22 protein-coding genes are annotated in these 24,057 nt (G+C 68.0%); 17 read left to right on the top strand and 5 right to left on the bottom strand.

Annotated features, from left to right (window positions below; translation table 11 throughout):
• Positions 1 to 463: 463 nt before the first annotated feature.
• Positions 464 to 1,789, bottom strand: a complete 1,326-nt coding sequence (locus tag ACFFGN_RS23060; protein WP_380051154.1) for a glycoside hydrolase family 36 protein — start codon at positions 1,787 to 1,789, stop codon at positions 464 to 466.
• Between the two features lie 698 nt (positions 1,790 to 2,487).
• On the opposite strand from ACFFGN_RS23060, the gene ACFFGN_RS23055 reads away from it, so the two are divergent.
• From ACFFGN_RS23055 to ACFFGN_RS23045, 3 genes are all read left to right on the top strand, one after another.
• The gene (locus ACFFGN_RS23055) at positions 2,488 to 3,969 is read left to right on the top strand and encodes a C40 family peptidase (RefSeq protein ID WP_380051152.1); all 1,482 of its coding nucleotides are present in this window, start codon (positions 2,488 to 2,490) and stop codon (positions 3,967 to 3,969) included.
• A 162-nt stretch (positions 3,970 to 4,131) separates the two neighbouring features.
• Complete coding sequence (locus tag ACFFGN_RS23050) at positions 4,132 to 4,365, top strand: hypothetical protein (RefSeq protein WP_380051150.1); 234 nt, start codon at positions 4,132 to 4,134, stop codon at positions 4,363 to 4,365.
• 73 nt (positions 4,366 to 4,438) lie between these two features.
• Positions 4,439 to 5,305, top strand: a complete 867-nt coding sequence (locus ACFFGN_RS23045; RefSeq protein WP_380051148.1) for a GNAT family N-acetyltransferase — start codon at positions 4,439 to 4,441, stop codon at positions 5,303 to 5,305.
• Positions 5,306 to 5,470: 165 nt separating this feature from the next.
• Here the strand turns inward: ACFFGN_RS23045 and ACFFGN_RS23040 are convergent, their stop codons facing one another.
• The 4 genes from ACFFGN_RS23040 to ACFFGN_RS23025 all read right to left on the bottom strand — a co-directional run bounded on the left by ACFFGN_RS23040 (position 5,471) and on the right by ACFFGN_RS23025 (position 10,872).
• Positions 5,471 to 6,928, bottom strand: a complete 1,458-nt coding sequence (locus ACFFGN_RS23040) for an alpha/beta hydrolase (protein WP_380051146.1) — start codon at positions 6,926 to 6,928, stop codon at positions 5,471 to 5,473.
• A gap of 348 nt (positions 6,929 to 7,276) precedes the next feature.
• Positions 7,277 to 8,293 carry a YdcF family protein gene (locus ACFFGN_RS23035; protein WP_380051144.1) on the bottom strand — a complete coding sequence of 339 codons (1,017 nt, stop codon included), beginning with the start codon at positions 8,291 to 8,293 and terminating at the stop codon, positions 7,277 to 7,279.
• 85 nt (positions 8,294 to 8,378) lie between these two features.
• On the bottom strand, positions 8,379 to 10,307 hold the full coding sequence (locus ACFFGN_RS23030; RefSeq protein ID WP_380051142.1) for a zinc metalloprotease: 1,929 nt from the start codon (positions 10,305 to 10,307) through the stop codon (positions 8,379 to 8,381).
• A gap of 76 nt (positions 10,308 to 10,383) precedes the next feature.
• A complete protein-coding gene (locus tag ACFFGN_RS23025; RefSeq protein WP_380051140.1) occupies positions 10,384 to 10,872 on the bottom strand; it encodes an inorganic diphosphatase in 489 nt (162 codons plus the stop codon).
• Positions 10,873 to 10,922: 50 nt separating this feature from the next.
• On the opposite strand from ACFFGN_RS23025, the gene dacB reads away from it, so the two are divergent.
• From dacB to ACFFGN_RS22955, 14 genes are all read left to right on the top strand, one after another.
• Complete coding sequence (gene dacB, locus ACFFGN_RS23020; RefSeq protein ID WP_380051138.1) at positions 10,923 to 12,290, top strand: D-alanyl-D-alanine carboxypeptidase/D-alanyl-D-alanine endopeptidase; 1,368 nt, start codon at positions 10,923 to 10,925, stop codon at positions 12,288 to 12,290.
• A 112-nt stretch (positions 12,291 to 12,402) separates the two neighbouring features.
• Positions 12,403 to 13,479 (top strand): Rv3626c family coenzyme F420 biosynthesis-associated protein, encoded by a 1,077-nt coding sequence (locus ACFFGN_RS23015; protein ID WP_380051136.1) that lies wholly within the window; start codon positions 12,403 to 12,405, stop codon positions 13,477 to 13,479.
• A 70-nt stretch (positions 13,480 to 13,549) separates the two neighbouring features.
• Positions 13,550 to 14,533, top strand: a complete 984-nt coding sequence (gene tilS, locus ACFFGN_RS23010; RefSeq protein WP_380051134.1) for a tRNA lysidine(34) synthetase TilS — start codon at positions 13,550 to 13,552, stop codon at positions 14,531 to 14,533.
• 4 nt (positions 14,534 to 14,537) lie between these two features.
• Complete coding sequence (gene hpt / locus ACFFGN_RS23005; RefSeq protein WP_380051132.1) at positions 14,538 to 15,089, top strand: hypoxanthine phosphoribosyltransferase; 552 nt, start codon at positions 14,538 to 14,540, stop codon at positions 15,087 to 15,089.
• A 390-nt stretch (positions 15,090 to 15,479) separates the two neighbouring features.
• Positions 15,480 to 17,498, top strand: a complete 2,019-nt coding sequence (ftsH, locus tag ACFFGN_RS23000; RefSeq protein WP_380051685.1) for an ATP-dependent zinc metalloprotease FtsH — start codon at positions 15,480 to 15,482, stop codon at positions 17,496 to 17,498.
• Positions 17,499 to 18,071, top strand: coding sequence for a GTP cyclohydrolase I FolE (folE, locus tag ACFFGN_RS22995; protein WP_380051130.1), 573 nt, complete (start codon positions 17,499 to 17,501; stop codon positions 18,069 to 18,071).
• A 107-nt stretch (positions 18,072 to 18,178) separates the two neighbouring features.
• Positions 18,179 to 19,324 carry a S1 family peptidase gene (locus ACFFGN_RS22990; protein WP_380051128.1) on the top strand — a complete coding sequence of 382 codons (1,146 nt, stop codon included), beginning with the start codon at positions 18,179 to 18,181 and terminating at the stop codon, positions 19,322 to 19,324.
• Between the two features lie 143 nt (positions 19,325 to 19,467).
• Positions 19,468 to 20,292 (top strand): dihydropteroate synthase, encoded by an 825-nt coding sequence (gene folP / locus ACFFGN_RS22985; protein WP_380051126.1) that lies wholly within the window; start codon positions 19,468 to 19,470, stop codon positions 20,290 to 20,292.
• Positions 20,289 to 20,756, top strand: coding sequence for a nuclear transport factor 2 family protein (locus tag ACFFGN_RS22980; RefSeq protein ID WP_380051124.1), 468 nt, complete (start codon positions 20,289 to 20,291; stop codon positions 20,754 to 20,756). The genes folP and ACFFGN_RS22980 overlap by 4 nt, the downstream gene beginning before the upstream one ends.
• Positions 20,757 to 20,851: 95 nt before the next feature.
• Positions 20,852 to 21,214 (top strand): dihydroneopterin aldolase, encoded by a 363-nt coding sequence (gene folB / locus ACFFGN_RS22975; protein ID WP_446685217.1) that lies wholly within the window; start codon positions 20,852 to 20,854, stop codon positions 21,212 to 21,214.
• Positions 21,211 to 21,777: a 2-amino-4-hydroxy-6-hydroxymethyldihydropteridine diphosphokinase gene (folK, locus tag ACFFGN_RS22970; RefSeq protein WP_380051120.1), complete on the top strand. Its 567-nt coding sequence runs from the start codon at positions 21,211 to 21,213 to the stop codon at positions 21,775 to 21,777. Before folB ends, folK begins: the two co-directional genes overlap by 4 nt.
• A gap of 179 nt (positions 21,778 to 21,956) precedes the next feature.
• A complete protein-coding gene (locus ACFFGN_RS22965; RefSeq protein WP_380051118.1) occupies positions 21,957 to 22,409 on the top strand; it encodes a DUF3180 domain-containing protein in 453 nt (150 codons plus the stop codon).
• A gap of 95 nt (positions 22,410 to 22,504) precedes the next feature.
• Positions 22,505 to 22,861 carry a hypothetical protein gene (locus ACFFGN_RS22960; RefSeq protein ID WP_380051116.1) on the top strand — a complete coding sequence of 119 codons (357 nt, stop codon included), beginning with the start codon at positions 22,505 to 22,507 and terminating at the stop codon, positions 22,859 to 22,861.
• 342 nt (positions 22,862 to 23,203) lie between these two features.
• The gene (locus tag ACFFGN_RS22955; protein ID WP_380051114.1) at positions 23,204 to 24,025 is read left to right on the top strand and encodes a PDDEXK-like endonuclease domain-containing protein; all 822 of its coding nucleotides are present in this window, start codon (positions 23,204 to 23,206) and stop codon (positions 24,023 to 24,025) included.
• The last annotated feature ends 32 nt before the right edge of the window (positions 24,026 to 24,057 follow it).

The raw sequence follows: 24,057 nt of genomic DNA, 5'->3' as shown, positions 1-24,057 counted from the left end.
TCGGCGGCCGGCCGTAACGGTCGGCCGCCGATTCGTTGGGTGGACCAGCGCGGTCAGGCGGCGAGGCGACGCTCGAGCTAGCTGGTCGAGTTGGCGGTGACCGAGTCGGGACGATAGTGGTGCACCCGTCGGCATACTCGCGAACCGCCAGGTCGTCCGCCGATCGGGCGTAGGCCGACTCGGTCCAGTGGCCGGTTGCCGGCACAGCCGCCGGAGCTGGTGAGCCCTGGGCCAACGGCGGCACAGTCAGACCGAGCAGGCCGGCGGACACGAGCCCGATGAGTAGCTTTTGGAGAAAGACACGAATTCTCCTGGTGAGCGGTGATCTCTCATCGTGACCGCGTGACACCAGACCGGAAAGCAGGTGACCTAGACCACTGAGGATCGGTCCGGCGCACGGCCGAAGCCGGATGCCGAGATCAGGTTCGCCGATGGTCGCGTCAGCAGTACCGTCGGCAGCACGTCACGACTCGAACGGGACTGGCGGTGGTACCGAAGCGAGGGCGGTCCGAGTGGTGTGCAGTCCCCAGGGATCCAGGTCGGCGATCCGGTCGGAGCTGCAGCGCAGGCCGCCGTAGCGCCGTACGACATCCGCCCACTCCGTGCGGCGCTCCATCTCGGGGCGTGCGATCAGGCAGTCCGGATCGTTCACCCAGAAGCGCCCGTGCTGCCAAGCCCGCCCGACGGTGCTCAGGGTGGCCGTCGCCTGCGAGTAGGACGACCAGTCATCGACCAGCGGTTCGTAGTGCGGGGCTATGTCCGGTCCCACCCGCATCGCGTCGACCAATCCGATGCTTGGCAGGATCGGAGCGCCGCAACCGACGACATAAGACTCACCGACGGCCTCGCGGATCCGCGTCATGGCCTCGCGGTAAAGGTCGATTCCGGACAACGCACCCGCGAACAGATAGTCGAGCTTGAAGTAGTCGACGTGCTCTGCAAGTGCGCCGAATACCTCGATCAGAGCGGGCAGCGCGGCTGGATGGCGCAGGTCCAATCCATGGATCTGCTGGTTCCACCCGCTCCCGACCGGCAGCCCGACCCACTCCGGGTGCCGCCGGGCCAGATCGCTGCCGGACCCGACGATGAAGGGCGCTACCCACAGCCCGGGGCGCCGCCCCGCCGCGCGGATCGCCCGGCTGATCCGGCTCAGCCCGCCGAGCCCTCCGCCGCCCGTGCCTTCGGGGGCGAACCGTGGCGACATCCGGAGCCAGTCGCCGATGCCCGCCTGCCAGCCGTCGTCCAGCTGGATCACGTCCACCGGCAAGTCGTTGCGACCGACGCCGTCCAGGTTTTCCATGAGGTCGGCCTCTGTGACGTCGGCGTAGTACTGATACCACGAGCACCACCCGGTCGGCGCCGCGCGGATTGTTGCGCCGGCAGGGGCGAAACCGCTGGCCCAGTGACCGAGTGCGTCGTACAGCGGCCGGTGGACGACGTGGTGCTCGACCGGACCGTCTGCTTCCACTGTCAGCGTGGACCGGTGCAGGCGCGCCCGGATCGAGGGCACGGTGCCGGTTCCGGGCGTCGCGAACACATGCGTCAGCCCGGGCTCACACGACACCGCGAGGAGTCCCTCGCCCTGGAAACCGGTCGGGGACAGCTCGACGCCAGGGCGGTACCCCATTGTCTGCGCCTCCGGCGACGACGGCCGGTGCCCATTCGCCGTGACCGGGTGGTCCGTACTGGGACTCCAGCTCTGCCAGCCGTGCTCGTAGACCCGCGCTGACGCGAGGTCCACCTCCAGCTCCGCGATTCGAGCCCTGGCCGGTCCGACGCTCGCGCTCACAGCACCTCCGCAGGCAACCTCGAACATCGCTCGACGACAAACGACAGGCCGGCCTGGAAGGCCACCCCGCAGGGCGCTCCGACTCTCACTGCGCTCCTCCCATCGGCCTCGCGGCAACCCGATAGCGGGCGTGATCGCCCGGCCCGATGGGTAGTCAGTAGATCGGCCGCGGTGCTGCGATCGCAAGGGGCCTGGTACTTCCCGGCTAGACCACCTACCTGGCAGGTCCTGCTGCATGGAATGGGCGCTCCCAGGAACCCGCGGCGAAGCTCGGCGTCGACAGCGTCACGATCCGGCGTGACTCCGCCCAGCACGACGCCGCCGGACTGCTGGCGTGGACATACTCGCGCGACGCGGCGCACCCCGGCCTGACGCGGCTGTTCCCGTCCGCCGTGCGGCGCTTACGCGTCCATCGTTCTGTACGGCAGTCAGGCCCTGGCGTGGTGTTGGGAGGTTGTTGCGTGGGGCAAGGGGGTGGTTGCGGAGGGCAAGAGGGTGGTTGCTGGGGGCATCGGGTTGAAGGGTCGGGAATTACATTGATGTAATTGTCAAGGTGACACACCGAGACACGCGTGTTAATTATGGGGAAAGTGTTCCCATTGGGGCTGAGGGCAACTAGTGTCGCGTATGTGGTTGATGAGCACCAAAAGATCGCGAACCCTGGGGAAGGGGTTCGTGACCGGCGAAGGGTGAGCGGCATGCGTACGGTCACGGGGGCCAGCACGGGCGGTAGTTCGGGCAGGATCGGCAGACATGTGCTCGCGGGAGTTCTCGCGATCTCGATGACGGGGTCGATCGCCCTGGTGGCGGTCCCGGCGTACGGCGATCCAACGCCGCCGGTTATCCCCTCCCAGAACGAGGTGGACGCGGCGAAACGGGCCGCTGCCGCCAAGGCCGCGCAGGTGGCCACGATCGAGAAGCGGTTGGCCGGGGCAACGGATCGGCTCGAGCTGCTGGGCCAGGTGGCCGGGCGGGCCGCCGAGGCGTACAACGGGGCCGTCTACAAGCTGGGCCTCGCCAAGGTGGAGGCTAAGGCTGCCGCCGAGCGGGCTGAGAAGGCCGAGCGGACGCTCGCCGACCAGCGCCGGCACATCGGTCGTTTCGCCGCTGCGTCGTACCAAGGCGGTGGGGACCTCGCGCAGGTCGCGCCGCTGTTCAGCGTGGATGGACCGCAGGAGCTGCTCGACTCGGCTGGTGCGTCTCGCTCGATCTCCTCCGCGATGCAGGCCTCATTCCTGCGGTACACGGCTACACAGCTCGTACGTAACGCCTTCCGGCTGCAGTCCGAGCAGGCGCTGAAGCGGGTTACCGCGGCCACCAAGGCGGCAGCGATCGCGAAGACTCAGGCGGCGGCTGCGCAGCGTTCGCAGGCTGCCGCGGTGGCGGCGATGGGTGCGGAGCGCAGGGCGCAGATCACCCAGCTAGCCACCTTGCGCCAGACGTCGTACCAGGTGGCCGAGCAGCGCCAGAACGGTCTCGAGGAACTCGCCCGCCAGCGTGCTGCCGCCGAGGCCGCGCGTAAGGCGGAGGAACTACGCCTGCGTGCCGCGGCGAAGGCGGCTGCTGAGGCGGCCCAGCGCGCCGCGGAACAGGCGGCGAAGCGGGCCAGCCGGGCCAAGGCCGAGCGCGCCCGCAAGGCGGCCGAACGAGCCGAGCAGGCGGCGAAGAGGGCACGCGAGGCAAAGACCCGGGCCGAGCGCGAGAAGGCCGCGCGCGAAGCCGAGGAAGCCGCCCGCGAAGCGGAGAAGGAAGCCGGTCGCGGCGGTAAGGGCGGCGGCAAGAAGGACGACGGCAACGACAACGTGCCTGGTCGTTCGGGTGTCGCCGGCGTGATCGACTTCGCCCGCGAACAGCTTGGCGAGCCGTATGTCTGGGGTGCCGAAGGCCCTGACGCCTGGGACTGCTCGGGTCTGACGATGAAGGCATGGGCGCGTGCGGGGGTGCGACTGCCGCACTACAGCGTCGCGCAGTACGAGCAGGTGCGGAAGATCGCCGAGGACGACCTTCGCCCCGGCGACCTGATCTTCTGGTCGCAGGACGCGGAGGACCCCGGCACGATCTTCCACGTCGGCCTCTACATCGGTGAGGGCCGAATGATCCACGCCCCCCGCACCGGCCGCCCAGTCCGGATCGACAGCGTCTACTACTGGGAAACCCCCGACTTCTTCGGCCGCCCCTAACCGCTAGAGAGCTCCCAGGTCCAGTCCACCCGCCGCGCCGTAAAGTGCGGCGGGTGGAGTTTCGGGAGGTGGTTCGCCGGCGGCGGATGGTGCGGGAGTTCGCGGACCCTGGTACTGCTGTCGGCTGTTGACGAAGGGCTCGGCGCCTTCTTCTTCTGGATCATGCCGGCTGCCCGCGAGGACCGGCCCGACAGTGAGATCCCCGCGCACGTACGGCGGTTTTGCGCGGAGTTCGGCATTCCGGCCGAGTACGAACCGCTCGGCGCGATCGCGATCGGGTATCGCGCGGACGGCGCCAAGCCGCAGAACCCGAATCTCGTCGCTCGCCGCAGGAGTCCGGAGCAACTAGTTCACGGTGGGCGGTGGGGACGCCCGTTCTTCGAGGAGCAGGCCTAGCGAACGCAGTGGGCGCGGAACTGGCTGAGTAAACCAGGTGCGGCCGGTCGCGCCGATGGGATGAGATGCGGGCATGACAATCGTTCTGAACGAGGTCGGTGTCGACGGGTTGACCGGGGCTGTGGATGCCCTCCGTTCATGGCAGGACGACCGTACGCCGCTGCAACTTCATCCGGGCGACCTCGGCTGGGCCTGGGCGCTGGGCGCCGAGAGGCTGGCCGCGGCCGTCCGCACCTGGAGCGTGGACGGACGGATCATTGCCGTTGGATTCCTGGACGACCCTGATCTGCTGCGCCTGACGACCGCGCCGGACCTGCGACAGGACGGTGATCTGGCGCGCCAGCTGCTTGCGGACCTCAACGATCCGGAGCGCGGGGTCCTGCCGGCCGGCAAGGTCGGCCTCGAAATTCCCAGCGACGCCCTGCTCCGCGAGGTCCTCTTGGAGGCGGGCTGGATTCTGGACGAGCCGTGGACGCCGCTGCGCCACGACCTTTCCGAGCCGGTGAAGGACTCCGGCCTGCGGATCGAAATAGCCGGTCCGGAGACGGCGGGGGTGCGGACCGCAGTGCACCGCTCGGCGTTCGGCAGCGAGAGGTTCACCGAGGAGATCTGGCACGTCCTCGCGGCCGGGCCGGTCTACGCCGACGCCCGCTGCCTGATCGGCTACGACGATCAGGACAACGCGGTGGCCGCGGCGACGGTCTGGTCCGCCGGACCCGGCAAGCCCGGACTGCTGGAGCCGATGGGCGTGGACGCCGACCATCGCGGCCGCGGCTACGGGACGGCAATCAGCGTCGCCGCCGCGGCGGCCCTGCGTGAACTGGGTGCATCAAGCGCACTCGTCACCGCCCCGAACTCGAACGCTGCCGCCGTCGCCACCTACGTTGCGGCTGGATACGAGCCGTCGGCCGAACGGTTCGACGTCAGCCGACCCGCCTGAAACGCTCAGCCGACCCGCCTGGAAATGATCGGCCGAGCCGCCTGGAAATGATCGGCCGAGCCGCCTGGAAATGATCGGCCGAGCCGCCTGGAAATGATCAGGCGTCGGTAGCCGACAGCCCGCGTCGGCCGCAACGGCTTGAGGTGTACGCACGCCCCGCTGGTGCTACCAGCGGGTGGTTAGTTCGGGGTTGGTCGTGGTTCGCGTCGTGGTGAGGGCGGGGTTGGTGGCAGGGCATCGGGTGCCGTCGGGCGGGGTGATCAGGTGCACGAGGTAGTTGTCCACGGCTGCACGGGTGCAGGTGTTGCGGGTGTACGCGACGTGGCCGGCGCCTTCGTAGGTGACGAGCACGGCGGTGGAGCCTAGTTGGCGTTTGACGTTCAGGGCCCAGGCGTAGCCCGTCGCGGGGTCGTGGAGGCCGTTGAGCATCAGGATTTTGGGCGCGCCGATTACGCGTAGCGGGTGTTGGGGGTTGTTGACCTTGCCGGGGCGGCCGATGCATTGGGTGGAGGAGGCCAGGGCGATCACCGAGGCTCGCATGTTCGGGGCTGCCTTGAGCGCGGCTTGGTAGACCTGGTTGAGCTCGGCGTAGGTGCTGATTGGTACGGCCCAGTCCTGGCAGAACTGGGGGCGCACGTCCTCGACCAGCTCCGCGCTCTTTGACGACGCGACGCCCGCCTTCGTGACGGCGGCTTTCGTGGCAGCGGCCTTCGGCGCGTCGGCCGCGCGCGTGGTGGCGAGGGCCCTTGACCACTGGGTGGCGTTTGCGTTGGCAACTGGGACGCCGGTGTTCAGGGTGGCTAGGAGTTTGCCTAGTTCCACCCAGCGGGGGCGGTTGAAGTAGAACTGCGTCACGTCAAGGAGATCCCAGTTGCTGATCAGGGTTCCGTCGGCGGGGTCGAGCAGCTTGCCTTCGTCGGCCCGGCGCAGTAGATCGGCGAAGATCGCCTTCACGTTCTGGCCGTGCAGCTTGCAGTTGGCGGATTGGTTGCACCAGGCAACAAACTGCTCGAAGGAATCCTCGGCGAAGGCGCTGTCCGAGCGGATGAAGCGATCGATGCCGAGGCTGTGGTCCATGTTGCCGTCGTTCACCATGGCGCGGATCCGGCCCGGGAACAGCTCGGCGTACATCTGGCCCATCAAGGTGCCGTAGGAAGCGCCGTACCAGTTGAGTTTCGGGGCACCGAGCGCGGCGCGGACGGCGTCGACATCGCGAGCGACCGAGCGGGAGTCGACGTGGTCGAACAAGGGACCGGTCTCGCGACGGCAGTCGGCCGCTAGCTGGCGGTTGAAGGCGACGAGTTCGGCGAATTGCGCTTCGCTGGTGGGCAGCACGCGGTTGCCTGGCCGGTTCATCGCGGCGGCCGTGCACACCACCGGGTGGCTGCGAGCCACTCCGCGTGGGTCGAAGCCGATGATGTCGAAGTTCTGCAGCAGGACTGGGCTGAACCGGGCTGGGGCTTGCAGTGCCATCGAGACACCGGAACCGCCTGGGCCGCCGGGATTGATGAAGAGCGGGCCTTTGCTCACGCCGGTTGCCGCGCGCCGCGCCAGCGCGAGGTCGAAGGTCGGTCCGCCCGGTCTCGACCAGTCCACTGGCAGCTTGATGGTGCCGCACTGCACGGTCGCATCCTCAGGACAAGGCTGCCAGCTGATCACCCGCGGTCCAACGGCCGCGAAACCACCCACCGCCGAAGAACCACCCGCCGCAAAAGAACCCGCCGAAGTAGAAGCACCCGCCGAAGTAGAAGCAGCAGCCGAAGAAGAAGCACCCGCCGAAGAAGCAGCAGCCGCAGGAGAGGCGGTGAGAAGGGCGGGACAGAGCACTGCCGCCGCCAGAGCCGAACCGATTCGTCGCATGATCAGAACCTCAATCCCCCAGTAGAAGCCGACGGATCGAACCATAACCACGACCTAGGACAATTTCCCACGCCGGCCGCAAACCTGCAGCAACCTGCAGTAACCGGCGGCTCACAGCAGCGGCAGCACCCCGAGCGCGGCGATCAGCGCGCAGATGGTGAGGTGGATCCACTTGTGCTCGACCAGGATCGCCACGAACTCCCGGATCGTCGCGCTCGGCCAGAAGTACCGCGCGGTCGGTGCGCCGATGACCTGCCCGTTCACGCCGGCCTTACGTGCCATCAGGGCCGCCCGCATCACGTGGAAGTTGTTCGTCACCACCAGGCAGCGGTAATCCGGCCGCAGCTCGGCCATGATCTCCCGGCTGAACGTGAGATTCTCCGTCGTCGTGGTCGACTTGTCCTCGCGCAATACCCGGTCCGCCGGAATCTGCCGGGCGATCAGGTAGTCGGCCATCGCGACCGCCTCGGGTACGTCCTCGCCCGGGCCTTGACCACCCGAGGTGATGACGGTGGGCCGCCGCCCGCGTGACTCCTCCACGTCGTACGCCTTGTGAGCGCGGTCGAGGCGGCTCGCCAGCAGGGGCGGTACACGCGAGCCGCGAAGGCCTGAGCCGAGTACCACGATGAAGTCGACGGCCTGGCGGTGCGGGATGCGCCCGTACACGATCGAGTAGAGCAGGAAGCAGAAGAAGACCACGGTGAGATAGCCGAAGACGGCGGTCGCGATCGAGTTGAGAACCACCAGTGGTTCCCAGTTGAGCCAGGTCACCAGCACGCTGAAGACGAACAAGCCGATCATCAGTAGACCTGCAGCCAGCGAGAGCAGGTTCGCGGGGCGGCGGCCCTCGCGACGCAACATCTGAACGCCGTTCGCGACCAGCAGCAGCGGGAGGGCCAGTACGGCGAGCATCACCGCCAGCACGCCGAAGATGACCAGGGCCGCGGTGGCCTCGCGGGAGATGTTGCCGAGCGCAACGAGTACGCCGATACCGGTGAAGGCCAGCGTGATGGCGAGATAGAAACCGTTGCGCAGCAGCCGCCGGTCGCGGCGGAAACTCCGGGCGAAAATCAGCAGCCAGACCGCCGCGATGGCGAAGGCGATGACGGCGGGAAGCACGCCGGTCATCCAACCACGACAGGTCCGGCCCGGAGGCTAACCGGGCCGGACCTGTCGTCAGGTCAGCTCAAGCCGTGATCGGCCCGAGCGGAAATCACCGCAGACCGCGCGGGCCTTCGAGGGTGTCGATGAACAGGCCCTCGGTGTGCGCGGGCGCGGCCGCCCGAGCCGCCTGGGCGCTCTTGCGAACCACCTCGTTCGAGGCCTTCACGTCCACGCCGGCTTCCTCGGCGCCTTCGGCCGCGGCCGCGTAGGCCTGACCGGCGAGAACGCGCGCGAGGCTGTACTCGTGCTTGGCGAAGGCCAGCTTGGTCAGGCCGATCAGCACGTCCGCGCGCCGCAGTTCGTCGTACGCGCGAGCGGCGTTCGGGGCGGCGAGCGCCTCACCGGCGAGACGGTTGGCCGCCTCGTTCAGCGCGGCGGCCTGGAACCGCTCCATGTTGTCCCGGTCGAACTGGCTGAAGTCCCAGTTGAGATCGATGTAGCTCATCATCGAGTTCGACTGGTCGCCGAGCCACGCGAAGTACGTGTCACCGGACGGGCCGAAGTCCTTGCCCGAAGTGCTGTCCCAGCCGTCATGCGGGTGGGACAACCCGAGGTGGTGGCCGACCTCGTGAATGATCGTGGTGGTCAGGCCGTAACCGGACGCCACCACGTCGGGGGAGATGAAGTTGAACACGTAGCTCTGGGTGCCGTCGACGTAGTTGTCGTCCGCGAAACCAAGAGCCGGTACGTCGACACCCGGGCCGACCGCGTAGTTGAAGATCGGCAGCTCGTAGTCCACCTTGCCCTGGTCATCCTGCGTCCGGGCCAGGTCGCGCTTGTTCTGCAGGTACAGGTTTGCGAACGGCGGATAGCCCGTCTCCGGGAAACAGGAGACACCCGAGAGCAGGCCTTCGTAACAGGTCTTGGCGTCGCCCGTGTACGGCAGATCCTGGTCGTCGTAGCTCAGCTTGTTGTTCCGGACCAGCTCACCGAGCTCGGCCTGGATCAGCGGCGCCTTGATGTAGGTCTTGTTGGCGTCGACGCCCGGCCAGCCCTCGTAGGTGTTGCTGTCCAGGTTGACCGTCTTGGCCGGCTCATCCGTCGGCAGTTCCACCGGGTACAACGGAGAACTCGTGAAGAGTAGATCCAGCGCCACGTAGCGGACGATCTTCGCCAGGTCACCACTCAGCTCGGACGGCTTGCGATAGCCGTTGGCGGCGTACTCCCAGGCGACCGGGATGCGGTAGTCGGGTTCGCCGTCGTCATCGATATCGGCGTCGTCGACGTTCCAGCTGCCGGTGGAAGCGTTGGGCCCGGCGGACAGGTCGTGGAACCAGACCCGGCGCGTGCTGCCGAGGCCGTTCTCCTCGTCGTCGGCCGTCGTACCGCCCCAGGCGACCAGCTTGCGGCTGGCGCGGACCTGACCGAAGTTGTAGCCGGTGTCCGGGTCGGGCTCGTTCGTCTTCGTGTAGACGTGGTACTTGAAGTCGGCCCGGCCGTACCAGTTGATCAGGAAGACCGTGTTGCGCCGGGTGTCCACGCCCGCGGGCGGGTTCAGCGCGAGCCACTTCTCCACCGTCGGGGCGTCGATCTCGTGGTTGGACGTGACGTCGCGAACGTTCTTGTTCTGGTCGTTGTAGTCCTGCTGGAACGAGTTCACCGGCGCGGGCTTGGCCAGCTTCGCGAGCTTGGCGAAGAACTTGTTCTCGTACGACCGGTCCGCGACCTTGATCCGGTAGTCGTAGTCGTAACGGATACCGAGCTTCTCGGTGACGCCGTAGGCGAGCCGGGAGCGGACCACCGGCTCGTACTTCTTCGGCAGGCCCTGGCTGAAGGCCTTCGGGTTCACCTGGCCCTTGCCATAACCCAGGAATACGACGTTGACCGGCAGCTTCTCGATCAGCTTTGGCTGACCTCCGGGCTGCAGGTGCCGAAACGGCGGCGGTGGCGCGCTGCTGGCGGTGGTGGCGGGCACCAGGCCCGCGGCCACGACCGCGACGGCGACACCAACGAGACCGGTTAGACGGATCCGTCTCATCAAAAACCCCTCCTCACGAGTTGAGCGCGATCCTGCCAGGGATCGGGCCCTCGCGGGGAGGGGTTTTGACAACAGTTCAGTGCTGGTGCGTCTTCAGCCGTTCGAACGACGCGGTGATCTCGGTCTCGGCGTCGGTCCGGCCGACCCACTTGGCGCCCTCGACCGACTTGCCCGGCTCGAGGTCCTTGTAGACCTCGAAGAAGTGCTGGATCTCCAGCCGGTCGAACTCCGGCAGGTGGTGGATGTCGCGCAGGTGCTCTTGGCGCGGGTCGCCCGCCGGCACGCAGATGACCTTGTCGTCCGGACCCTTTTCGTCGGTCATCCGGAACATGCCGACCGCACGGGCCTTGATCAGGCAACCCGGGAACGTCGGCTCGGGTAACAGTACGAGCGCGTCCAGCGGATCACCGTCCTGACCGAGGGTCTCCTCGATAAAGCCGTAATCAGCCGGATACTGGGTCGAGGTGAACAAGGTCCGGTCGAGCCGGATCCGGTTCGTCTCGTGGTCCAGCTCGTACTTGTTGCGGCAGCCCTTGGGGATCTCGATGAAGACGTCGAACTCCATGCGGAAGATACTGTCACGGTTCCGGCCCGACGATTGACAGGAGATGCCCGGTGAACCGCTCCCACCGTGCGGCGTACGTCACCCTCGCGGGTTGTCTCGCGCTCGCGATGGTGCCGGGGGCACACGCGGTTCCTTCCTCGTCACGCACCGCGACCGCGCCTGCGGCCGCGGTGAAGGCCGTGCCGGTGCTGCCGGCTGCGAAGACCGAAGGCGTCGCGACGACGCCCGCAGGCGTGCAGAAGGCCCTCGCCGCGGCGCTGGGCCATCCGTCGCTGGGGAACCACCCGGGCGCGATCGTGTACGACGTGTCCCGTGGGCGCCAGCTGTACGCGAAGGGCGCGGGTACGACGTACGTGCCTGCCTCGACGTTGAAGGTGCTGACGACGCTGGGGTCGCTCGCCGCGCTGGGCCCGGATCACAAGTTCACGACCAAGGTGGTCAGCACGGGCGGTACCTCGCTCGTCCTGGTTGGCGGCGGCGACCCGCTGCTGGTCTCGCGCCGGCCGAAGGCGCCGGGCTATCCCAAGCTCGCGAACCTGCCCGACCTGGCCAGTGCGACCGCGAAGGCGCTGAAGGCCAAGAAGGTCGCCTCGGTCACCGTGGGGTACGACGCCTCGCTCTTCTCCGGGCCGGCGATCAACCACAAATGGCAGCCCAACTACGTGCCCGAGGGCATCGCGGGCCCGACCTCGGCCCTCTGGGTCGACCAGGGCCGGAACACGCCGGGCCTCGCGAAGCGGGCGGCGTCGCCGTCGCAGGCGGCCGCGCGGAAGTTCGTCGCCGCACTGCTTCAGCTCGGTATCAAGGCCAACCTCGGCAAGCCGGTCAAGGCCCCGGCCACGGCTTCGCTGGTGGCGCAGGTCCAGTCGCCGCCGCTGTCGGCCGTCGCGGGGTACGTGAACCTGCACAGCGACAACGACGGCGCCGAGGTGCTCCTGCGGCATATCGGCCTCGGCATTCGCAGTGACGGCTCGTACCAGGGCGGTATCGCCGCGCTGCGAACCACGCTGACCCGCCTGGGCCTGACGCTGGGCGCGGCCCGGATCGAGGACGGCAGCGGCCTGTCCCGGACGAACGCCGTACCGCTGTCCCTGCTGGCCGGCGCGCTCCGGCTCGCGGCGGATCCGGCTCATCCCGAGCTGCGGTCGTTGCTGCCGGGGCTGCCCGTGGCCGCCTTCAACGGCAGCCTGGCGGAACGGTTCATCACGGCCGGTACGGCGGCGGGCCAGGGCTACGTGCGGGCCAAGACCGGCACGCTCACCGGAGTGCATTCGCTCGCGGGGTTCGTCCGGACCAGGTCGGGCACGATGCTGGCCTTCGTCGTGGCCACCGATTCGGTGCAACCGTCGAACGCCCTCGAAGCCAGGGCCGCGCTGGACCGGGCCGCGGCCGCGCTGGCCGCATGCGGCTGCGCCTGAGCCTTTTGAGGGTATTACCGGGGTCGTTTCCGGGTTGGGCGATTTGTGGTCGTCGGCAATGCTGAAAGAGCAGGTCGGACAGATGACCACAGAACGCGATTAAGGTCGTGACATGGCAGACATGGTGGACTGGCAGCTCGCTACCAACGTGGCGCGCAAACTGATGCGGCCGGGCCCGCGGGTGACCCGTGCCGAGGCCGACCAGGTGGTGGCCGACCTGCGCCGTTTCGCGGCCGAGTCCGAGCAGCACGTGCGTGAGTTCACCGGACTGCAGGCCACTTCGGCCACGGCGCCGGTCATCGTGGTGGACCGGATCGGCTGGGTGCAGGCGAACGCGGACGGCTTCCGCACGGTGCTCAAGCCGCTGACCGACAAACTGCAGGAGAAGGCCGCGGCCAAGCCGGGCGGAGCGGTCTCGACGGCCGTCGGCTCGCGGGTCAGCGCGGTCGAGGCCGGCGCGCTGCTGGCGTTCCTGTCGACGAAGGTGCTCGGCCAGTTCGATCCCTTCTATCCCGCGCAGCCGGATCCGGACCAGCCCGGTCTGACCGGCCGCCTGCTGCTCGTCGCGCCGAACGTCGTACACGTGGAGACCGAGCTTCAGGTCGATCCGCGCGACTTCCGGCTCTGGGTCTGCCTGCACGAGGAGACCCACCGGGTGCAGTTCACCGCGGTGCCCTGGCTGCGGGACCACCTGCGTGCGGAGATCTCGCTGTTCCTGGATCAGGCCGAGCTCGAACCGTCGGCCTACGCGGCGATGTTCCGCGAGGCGATCCAGAAGCTGGCCCGGTCGGCCCGAGGCGAGGAAGAGGTCTCGCTGGTCGACCTGCTCCAGTCGCCCGAACAGAAGGCCGTACTCGATCGCCTGACCGCGGTGATGTCGCTGCTGGAGGGCCACGCCGATTTCGTGATGGACGGTGTCGGGCCGGCGGTCATTCCGACCGTGGACGTGATCCGCGGCAAGTTCAACGGCCGTCGCGCCGGCGGCGGCCTGCTCGACCAGTTGCTGCGCCGCCTGCTCGGGCTCGACGCCAAGATGCGCCAGTACCGCGACGGCGCCGCCTTCGTGCGGCGGGTGGTCGACCGCGTCGGCATGGAGGGCTTCAACCGCGTCTGGACCGGCCCGAACACGCTGCCCACCAAGGCCGAGATCGCCGACCCGGATGCCTGGATCACCCGAGTCCACGGCTGACCCCTCGGGCCCGGCCGCTGTTGAACCGTCTGGGGCGGTGGGAGAGCGGCGGGGGCGGTTGCATCCTGCGGTGGCGCGGGTGCGTGAGGCCGTCCGGCAGTCGTTGGCCGAGCTCCCGCGTGGTACCACCGTCCTAGTCGCCTGCTCGGGTGGTGCCGACTCGCTCGCGCTCGCAGCCGCGACGGCCTTCGAGGCGCCCAAGCTCGGTCTGACCGCTGGTGCCGTCGTTGTCGACCACAACCTTCAGGAAGGCTCTACCGACATCGCCCGTAAGGCGGCCGAGCAGTGCCACTCGCTTGGATTGAACCCGGTCCAGCAGGTGCAGGTGGAAGTCTCGGGCCCAGGTGGTCCCGAGGCCGCGGCGCGTTCTGCCCGCTATGGCGCGCTAACCCGGGCGGCCGAGGAACTAGGCGCCGACGTGATTCTGTTGGCCCACACCCGCGACGACCAGGCCGAGACCGTACTGCTGGGCCTGGCCCGTGGATCAGGCTCTCGCTCACTAGCCGGGATGGCGCCGATCAGTGGCCCGTTGCGAAGGCCCTTGCTCGAGGTCTCCCGCAGTACGACGGTCGCGGCGTGCCTCGCGTCGGGCCTCACCCCGTGGCATGACCCGCACAACGACGATCCGGCGTACACGCGGGTCCGGGTCCGCCACGAGGTCCTACCCGTCCTCACCGAAGCCCTCGGCCCGGGCGTGATCGAGGCCCTGGCCCGTACGGCGTCGCTCGTGCGGGCCGACGCCGACGCCCTGGACGCTCTCGCCGCCGAACTCACGGCCACCGCGGTCCGCCGTACCAGCCTGGATAGCGGCATGGAGGTGCAGATCGAGATCGGTGCTCTCGAATCGGAGCACCTGGCGCTGCGCAGCCGGGTACTACGGCAGGCGGCGATCGAGGCGGGCTGCCGGCCGACGGACCTGAGCGCGGGACACATCGCGGCGGTGGACGAGCTGATCACCGGCTGGCGCGGGCAGCGCTGGATCGACCTGCCGCAAGGGCTTCGCGCCGTTCGGCGGGCCGGTGCCATCGTGATCGGACGGGGTGTGACAGGCTGACGGTGTGGACGCGTCTGACATCGACAAAGACCTGACCGAAATCCTCGTCACCGAGGAGCAGATCCTCACCCGGCTGCGCGAGATGGCCGAGGAGATCGAGCGCGACTACGAGGGCAAGGACCTGCTGGTCGTGGGGGTGCTCAAGGGCGCCGTGATGGTGATGGCCGATCTGGCCCGCTCGTTCAGCCGGCACGTGGAGATGGACTGGATGGCCGTCTCGTCGTACGGCTCCGGTACCAAGTCCTCCGGCGTGGTCCGGATCCTCAAGGACCTCGACACCGACATCAGCAACCGGCACGTGCTGATCGTCGAGGACATCATCGACACCGGTCTGACCCTGACCTGGCTGGTCAGCAACCTGCAGTCGCGCAAACCCGCCTCGGTCGAGATCTGCACCGCCTTCCGCAAGCCCGACGCGGCCAAGATGGCGGTCCCGGTCAAGTACATCGGCTTCGACATTCCCGACGAGTTCGTCGTCGGCTACGGCCTCGACTTCGCCGAGAAGTACCGCAACCTGCGCTGCGTCGCCACCCTTGCCCCGCACGTCTACTCCTAACGCCGCCGCAGCCCTCACCGGCGGCGCGTAGCCATCGACGACGCCCCGCCCACCGACGGCGCTGGGCGCCCGCGCGAGTTCGCTCGCATTACCCGTTCCGCCCGCGCGATTCCATCGTGCGGGCGGATTTGTGGATAACCCCGCCGCGAGGTGCCTCCTTGTGTTCCCTGGCCCCGTAGACCCTGACCGGGCAGGAAAGTTATGCACAGATGGCCGCCGGGAGGCGATTGTGGGCCGGAGTTGGTGACAGGCTGTAGACAGGGTCGTACCGTCGATCGGTGACCCTCGTGGTGGGCAGGCTTGCCCGACACGAGACACTTAGAGCGGTGTTACCGTCTCAAGCCCGTTCGCCGGGCCTGCTGAGCTAGGAGGGACGGGGCGAAAGCCTCGATCATGGACGTGAAGCGAATCTTCCGCGGACCCCTGTTCTGGATCGTGGTCGCCTTCTTCGGCGTACTGGTGATCGGCCAGGTCCTGACCGGCTCATCCGGGTACAAGTCAGTTCCGACCGGCGAGGTCGTGCAGACCATCACCGCCGGCTCGGGCATCAAATCGATCACGCTGATCGATCCCGACCAGGAGATCCGGGTCGAGAAGACCGACGGGACGAAGGTCCGGGCGCACTGGGTCGACGGTCAGGCCGCGAGCCTGAACACCGCGATCCAGAAGCTCTACACGGACAAGAAGATCGAGCGGTACGACGTGGAGAACCCGAAGCCGAGCTTCATCGGCCAGGTGTTCTCGACGCTGATCCCGTTCCTGCTGATCGCCGTCGTGTTCATCTTCTTGATGAACTCCATGCAGGGCGGCGGATCGCGGGTGATGAGCTTCGCGAAGTCCAAGGCCAAGCTGATCACCAAGGACACCCCGAAGACCACCTTCGCGGACGTGGCCGGCTGTGACGAGGCGATCGAGGAACTCGGCGAGATCAAGGAGTTCCTCCAGGAGCCGGGCAAGTTCCAGGCCGTCGGCGCGAAGATCCCCAAGGGCGTCCTGCTGTACGGCCAGCCGGGTACGGGTAAGACCCTGCTCGCCCGCGCCGTCGCCGGTGAGGCCGGCGTGCCGTTCTACTCGATCTCCGGTTCGGACTTCGTCGAGATGTTCGTCGGTGTCGGTGCCTCCCGGGTCCGCGACCTGTTCGAGCAGGCCAAGACCAACGCGCCCGCCATCGTCTTCATCGACGAGATCGACGCCGTCGGCCGGCACCGGGGCGCGGGCCTCGGTGGTGGGCACGACGAGCGCGAGCAGACGCTGAACCAGCTGCTGGTCGAGATGGACGGCTTCGACGTGCGCGGCGGCGTCATCCTGATCGCCGCCACCAACCGGCCCGACGTGCTGGACCCGGCGCTGCTGCGCCCGGGCCGGTTCGACCGCCAGATCGCCGTGGACGCGCCGGACCTGCCGGGCCGCGAGCAGATCCTCAAGGTGCACTCCCGCGGCAAACCGATGTCGGAGGACGCCGACCTGCGCGCCGTCGCCCGTCGTACGCCGGGCTTCACCGGTGCCGACCTGGCCAACGTGCTGAACGAGGCGGCCCTGCTGACCGCCCGGCTGAACCGCACCCAGATCGACAAGAACTCGCTGGACGAGGCGATCGACCGCGTGATCGCCGGACCGCAGCGCCGGACCCGGTTGATGAGCGACAAGGAGAAGGTGCTCACGGCGTACCACGAGGGTGGTCACGCCCTGGTCGCCGCGGCCCTGCCGCACTCGGACCCGGTGCACAAGGTGACGATCCTGCCGCGCGGCCGCGCCCTCGGTTACACGATGGTGCTGCCGGACGAGGACAAGTACTCGACCACCCGGTCGGAGATGCTGGACAAGCTGGCCTACATGCTCGGTGGCCGCGCGGCGGAGGAGATGGTCTTCCACGACCCGACCACCGGCGCCAGCAACGACATCGAGAAGGCGACCGCGCTGGCCCGCGCCATGGTCACGCAGTACGGCATGACCGAGCGGCTCGGTGCGATCAAGTTCGGCGAGGACTCCGGTGAGCCCTTCCTGGGCCGCGACCTGGGCAGCAAGCGCAACTACTCCGAGGAGATCGCCGCGGCGGTCGACGAAGAGGTCGGCAAGCTGATCCTGAACGCGCACCAGGAGGCCTTCGACATCCTGGTCGAGAACCGCGCCGTGCTGGATCACCTGGTCGAGGAGCTGCTCGAGAAGGAGACCCTGGACAAGGCCGAGGTCGCCCGGGTCTTCGAGCCGATCGTGAAACGCGAGCCGCGTCCGGCCTGGACCGGTTCCGCCACCCGGGTGCCGTCGCAGCAGCCGCCGGTGATGCCGCTGCCCAGCCGGGGCGAGCAGAACGGCTCGCTGTCCGATGTGATCCCCGGTGGATCGATCGGTCCCGACGAGGCCGTCCGGCCGCCGAACTACGGCAGCGGACCGACCCCGCCGGCGGAGTAGATGAGCAAACCCGAGTTCGACCACGCGCGGGCCGAGCGGGCTGTTCGTGAGCTGCTGTTCGCGATCGGGGAGGACCCCGATCGCGAAGGCCTCAAGGAAACGCCCGCCCGGGTCGCCCGGTCGTACGCCGAGATCACCGCGGGTCTCGGCATGCAGGCCTCGGACGTGCTCACCACCACGTTCGAGCTCGGCCACGACGAGATGATCCTGGTCAAGGACATCGAGGTCTGGTCCATGTGCGAGCACCACCTGGTGCCGTTCACCGGCGTCGCCCACGTCGGCTATATCCCTGGTACGGATGGCCGGATCACCGGTCTGTCGAAGCTCGCCCGCCTCGTCGACGTGTACTCCAAGCGCCCGCAGGTGCAGGAGCGACTCACCACCCAGGTCGCGGAATCCCTGGTGGAACTGCTGAAACCACGCGGCGTGATCGTCGTCATCGAGTGTGAGCACCTGTGCATGACGATGCGTGGCGTGCGCAAGCCCGGGGCCAAGACGATCACGTCCGCGGTTCGCGGACAGTTGCGCAATCCGGTCACCAGGGCCGAAGCTATGAGCCTGATCGTCGGCTGACGAAGCCCTGGCGTCGAAGGAAATCTCCCGCTACCATCCATAGACATTCTGTGGCGAAACGAATACTTTCCGTAGCGGCGCTTGTGCGTCATCGTGAGGAGGAAGGTATGACAGTGCGCTCTCAGCGCCTGCGGTTCGGTGCCATCTCGTTCGCTGGAATCGTTGCTCTGGTCTCCGCTGGACTAGTGGTGGCCAACGGAGCTCAGGCGAACCAGACCGCCGACCCGGTCGTCCCGTCGATTCCCGGCGTGGACAAGCTGCAACAGCGCACCCTGCGGGCCGTCGGCCTGGAGAAGCAGCTCGGCGGCAAGACCCTAGGCAGTTACATCGACAAGTCAACCGGCCGCATCGTGGTCGCGGTTTCGGACGCCGCCAGCGCCGATACCGTGCGCCGGGCCGGTGCCGTGCCCAAGCTCGTGAAGTACACCGCCGCCCAACTGGGCTCGGTGAAGACCAGGCTCGACCGGCTGGCGACGACCAGCAATCCCGGTCAGGTCCGGTCCTGGTACGTCGATCCCGCCAGCGGCACCGTCGTGGTGAAGGTGACCGCCGGCGCCAAGGACGCGGCCACCCAGCAATTCCTGCGTCAGGTCAAGGCCCACGGCGCGAAGGTGAGCGTGAAGCCCGCCTACGGCAAGGTCCGCACCACCGCCGATCTGCTCGGCGGCCACCAGGTCAACATGAGCAACGGATACCTGTGCTCGCTCGGCTTCAACGCCAAGACGTCGAACGGCACTCGCATCTTCATCACCGCGGGCCACTGCACCGACGGCCGCCCGTCGTTCTCCCGCAACGGAGTGGCGATCGGCACTACGAGGTCCAGCAGTTTCCCCGGTAACGACTACGGCGCGGTGAACATCACCAGCACCAGCTGGACCCAGCGCGGTCTGGTCGAGCGCTGGAGCGGTACGGATGTGCCGGTCCGTGGCCGCAGCGACGCGCCGGTGGGTTCGCCGCTGTGCAAGTCCGGGCGCACCACGCACTGGACCTGCGGCGTGATCGTGGCAAGGAACGTCTCCGTGAACTACGGCGGCGGTGAAGTGGTCAGCGGTCTCTACGAGCACACCGCGTGTGTCGAGGGTGGTGACTCTGGCGGAGCCAACCTTTCCGGTAACTACGCGCAGGGTGTCACCAGCGGCGCGGGTCTGATCGGAGGCCTCTGCCTGGAGAAGTACGGCCAGCAGAACGAGTCCTTCTCCCAACCGATCGGTGAGGCGCTGTCCGCTAGCGGCGCCTCATTGGTGCTGGGTTAGCAAACGTCGGCGGGCAGCCGGCGATTGATGGGGGCCCAGGCACCTAGGTGGGGCAGTTCGTGAACGGCCACTACGGTGGTCGCGTGCGAACTGCCCCACCAACTAACGTTCAAGGCCTTCCCACGCCCGGCAGATGCCTGGTGATGGGGGTCGTCAACGTGACCCCTGATTCCTTCTCCGACGGCGGTGAGTGGTTCGAACCCGCCGCCGCCATCAAGCACGGCCACGAGCTGCTCGCCGAAGGCGCGGACCTGCTGGACGTCGGTGGGGAGTCGACTCGGCCCGGCGCCGAACGGCCTACCCGCGCGGAGGAACTGCGCCGCGTGCTGCCGGTGATCGAGGCCCTCGCGGCCAAGGGCGCCGTACTGTCGATCGACACCATGCGGGCCGACGTGGCCGCGCTGGCCCTCGACGCCGGGGCCTCGATGGTGAACGACGTGTCCGGCGGCCTGGCCGATCCGGACATGCTGGCGCTGATCGCCGAACGCCAGGTCCCGTTCGTCTGTATGCACTGGCGCGGGCATTCGGCCGACATGCAGGACCGGGCCCGGTACGACGATGTGGTGACGGACGTGATCGCCGAACTCCGGCTGCGGATCGACGCGATCGCCGCCGCCGGTATCGACCTGAACCGGGTGGCGCTGGACCCGGGCCTGGGGTTCGCGAAGAACGCCGATCACAACTGGGAGATCCTGCGCCGGTTGCCCGAGTTCGCCGTACTGGGATTGCCGTTGCTCGTCGGTGCCTCCCGGAAGGCGTTCCTGGGTAGGCTGCTCGCCGACGCCGCAACCGGCGCGCCACGTCCTGCCGTTCGCCGGGACGACGCGAGTGCGGCGGTTTCGGCACTGGCGGCGGCGGCCGGTGCCTGGTGTGTCCGCGCCCACGCGGTGGCGGCCAGCGCCGACGCGGTACGGGTGGCGGCGCGATGGAGCTCTGGAGTGAGGACCGAGGACATGGGGAATGGATGACTGAGGAGCAGGGCGGAGCCCGTCAGCAGCGGCCGGCGGCATCGGCCGAAAGCGTTGTGCTGAACGCGAACACCACGTTCTACAACGCCTTCGAGGCCGGTGACCTCGATCTGATGGCCGCGGTCTGGCTGCCGGAACCCGATCCCGTCTGCATTCATCCGGGTAACGCGGCCATCTACGGCTATGCCGAGATGATGCGGGCCTGGGCGATGATCTTCGCGAACACGCCCTACATCCAGTTCTTTCTGACGGACGTTCAGGTACGAGTGGATGAAGACGTGGCATACGTCACGTGTACGGAGAATGTCCTTTCCTCCGGAGAAGGCGCCCCGGAGGAGGGTTTTGCGGGTGGCAAGGCGCTCGCGACGAATGTGTTCCGCCGGACGAAGTCCGGGTGGAGGTTGTGGATCCACCACGCCTCCCCGGTACTGTCGTCTGGGGGTCGACAGGAGGAGGCGGAGTGAGCGGTTCCTCGACGTCCGCGGCCAGCCCGGACACGGGGCCTGATTCGGTGGTTGGTGCAGCGCCTGTTCCGGCGCCTGCCGCAGGGCCTGCCGACGTGATCGAGATCCGGGGTATCCGGGGATTCGGGCGGCACGGCGTGTTCGACCATGAGCGGGCCGACGGGCAGGAGTTCACCGTCGACGTCCGGCTCGAACTGGATACCCGCAAGGCCGCCGCGTCCGATCTGCTGGCGGACACCGTCGACTACGGCAAGATCGCCGAGCAGGTGCACGCGGCGATCGAGAACGACCCCGTTGACTTGATTGAGACACTGGCCCAACGCATCGCGGACATCTGCCTCGCCGACAACCGGGTGAGCGGAGCCGCGGTCACCATTCACAAACCCTCGGCACCGATCACCGTGCCGTTCGACGATGTTGTCCTGACAGTGCAGCGTAGACCCGGAGAAACCTCGTGACTGAGACCCCAAGTCCCCACGTGATCGACGCGGACACCCTGAGCGGTGGCCTGAAACCGATCCGCCAGGTGATCCTCTCCCTGGGCAGCAACCTCGGCGATCGCGAGGCGAACCTGCAGGGTGCGGTCGACGCGCTGCGGGATACCCCGGACGTCGTCGTGGTCGACGTCTCGCCCGTCTACGAGACCGTCCCGGTCGGTACGCCGGACGACTCGGGCCCCTTCCTGAACATCGTGCTGCTGGCCGACACCACCGTTGCGGTGGAGACCCTGCTGGACCGCGCCCACGCGGTGGAGCAGGCCTTCGGCCGCGAGCGCAGCGTGCCCGGCGCCCCGCGCACGCTGGACGTGGACCTGATCACGTACGGCACCAAGGCGATCGAGACCGATGAGCTCACCGTGCCGCACCCCCGTGCGCACGAGCGGGCCTTCGTGCTGGCGCCCTGGCTGGACATCGAGCCCGAGGCCGTTCTGCCGGGCGTGGGCCGGGTCGCCGACCTGCTCGCCGAGATCGGAACCGACGGGGTCAAGCGCGTCGACGACCTCGTCATCGAGCTCCAGTAGTGGCTTCAGGTAGTCCCGGCTCAGGCAATCCCGGCGCGGGCCGCTCGGGTTCCGGTGCGGGTCGTTCCGGCCCGGGGTCGGGCGGCTCCGGCCGCTCGGGCTCGGGTCGCTCGGGCGGTTCGGGTTCGGGCGGTTCGGGCGCAGGTGGTTCCGGGTCTGGTGCGGCGCGGCCGGGAAGTGTGCGGCCGACGTCGCGCCGGCTGCTGGTGGCCCTGGCCGTCCTCGGTACGGCCGTGGGCTGGACGATCATCGGCGCGATCGAGAGCAACGGTGGCGTCGCGCCTTCGCTGTCCTGGCTGACCCCGGTCGCCTGGGCGTTCCTCGCCGCGCTGCTGTTCGCCGCCGCGCGCAACACCCACCAGCGGATCCAGCTCCGCCGCGAACGCATGGAACCCAGTCGCGCCGTCTTCCTGTTGATGCTCGCGAAAGCCAGCGCGATTGTCGGCGCGTTGTGCACAGGGGTTTACGCAGGGTTCGCGTTACGCTTCGTTGACGCCTTGAGTGTCGCGGGTCCCCGGAACCGCGTTGTGGCGGCCGGAATCACGGCCGCGATCTCCGTACTGGTCGTGGTGGCCGGATTACTGCTCGAACGAGCGTGTCGTATCCCCGAAGACGGTGCCGACGTCCCCTAAGGTGTGCATCCATGGGGTCAAGGGGTAGCCGCCGACGCGCCAGGGCCACAGTCCTCGCCGTAGCTTACGGATTGCTGGTCATCGTCTGTCTGGGTGTGAGCATCGCGCTCTTCGCCCAGTCCGCCTGGGTGCTGCGCGCCGCCGCGGCCGGTGCCGCACTGGCCGCGGTCGCCGCCACCATGCTGGTCAGACACCAGCTCCTGATCGAACGCCTGGCCCACAGCGACGACCGCGTCCAGGTAGCCCAGGAGTACTCCCGCATCACCAGCGCCCGCGTGGTCGAGAACGCCGAGTTCGTCGACCTGATGCAACGCCGCCTGGACCGCATCGACGAACGCCTCGACAAGATCGACGAGGAAGTCGCCACCGTCATCGCCGCCGGCGACAAGCACTCCGTAGCCGACGCCCCCACCGTCGTAGACCTAAAACTCCGCGCCCAAGCCGCCTCGTAGCCCCTCCCGGCGTGTCACACATCCATCATCGGACCCTTGTGACGCGGCGTGTCGCCCATCATCGGACGCTTGTGACCATCCCCCGGCGCGTCGTCGGACTCTTGTGACGCGGCGTGTCGGGCATGATCGGACTCTTCTGACCACGGCCTGTGGATAACTCGACCTGCCCAGTGGGCTCTCAGGGCCATCTTCTCTGGCATGGAACTCTCGCCACCGGCGCTGTTGACGCCCTTCTCACACTTGTTCATGGACGGCCTTCCGTTCACTCGCGCAGAGGCACGCGCGCACGGCTTCGAGGCCGCGCATCTTCGCCGCCTTACTAACCTCCACCAGATTCGTTCCGTGATTCGCGGGGTTTACATCGACACCCTCGTTGAGGATTCGCTGCCGTTGAGGGCGGCAGCCGTTGCCAAAGTCGCACCACCCGACGCCGTCGTCTGCCGCCGTACCGCAGCCTGGCTGTACGGCGTGGACGTGCTCGCTTTGCAGGAGCTGGCGGAGTTGCCGAGTCCCGACTTCGTTCGCCCGACCGACGAACGAGCCTTGCGCTCCACCAGTGCTAGCGGTCACTCGCAGACCTTGTTGACGGATGACGTCATCGATTGGGGCGTTCTACGAGTCACGTCGCCGCTCGCGACTGCGGTTCATCTCGCGCGCCATCTCCAGCGCCCGTTCGCCCTGTCCGCCCTCGACGCGATGGCCCGGGCCGAGCTGATCACCCTCGACGGCGTGCAGAACGCCGTACGGCGGTATCCGCATCATCCGGGCATCGTGCAAGCGCGGGAACTCGTCAATCTCGTAGATCCGGCAGCCGAGTCGCCGGGGGAATCCTGGCTGCGGTTGCGCATGATCGACGCGGGCTTTCCGCATCCGGTCCCGCAGGTGCGAGTCAGCGATGGGGTCAACGCCTACCGGCTGGACCTGGGCTTTCTCGATCCGCTGCCCGGCACCAACGGGCGCCATCTCGGTCTGGAGTACGACTCCGACCAGTGGCACGGTACGGCGGAGCGGCGAGAGGCCGACACCCGTCGACGGCGAAGGCTGGACGGACTCGGCTGGGAGATCGTCTCTGTCCGGCGGTGGCAACTGTGGAGTCGGGAGAACGACCTCGAGCAGGAGGTCGGGCGTCTGCTTGGTATCCGTCCACAGCAGCGGACGTGGTGAGGCCGTGGTCACAAGCGTCCGATGAACGGCGA

The sequence above is a fragment of the Kribbella deserti genome (assembly GCF_042434725.1).
GTDB lineage: Bacteria > Actinomycetota > Actinomycetes > Propionibacteriales > Kribbellaceae > Kribbella > Kribbella deserti.
The sequence above is the reverse complement of the archived record's forward strand: the minus strand, read 5'-3'. Positions and strand labels throughout refer to the sequence as shown.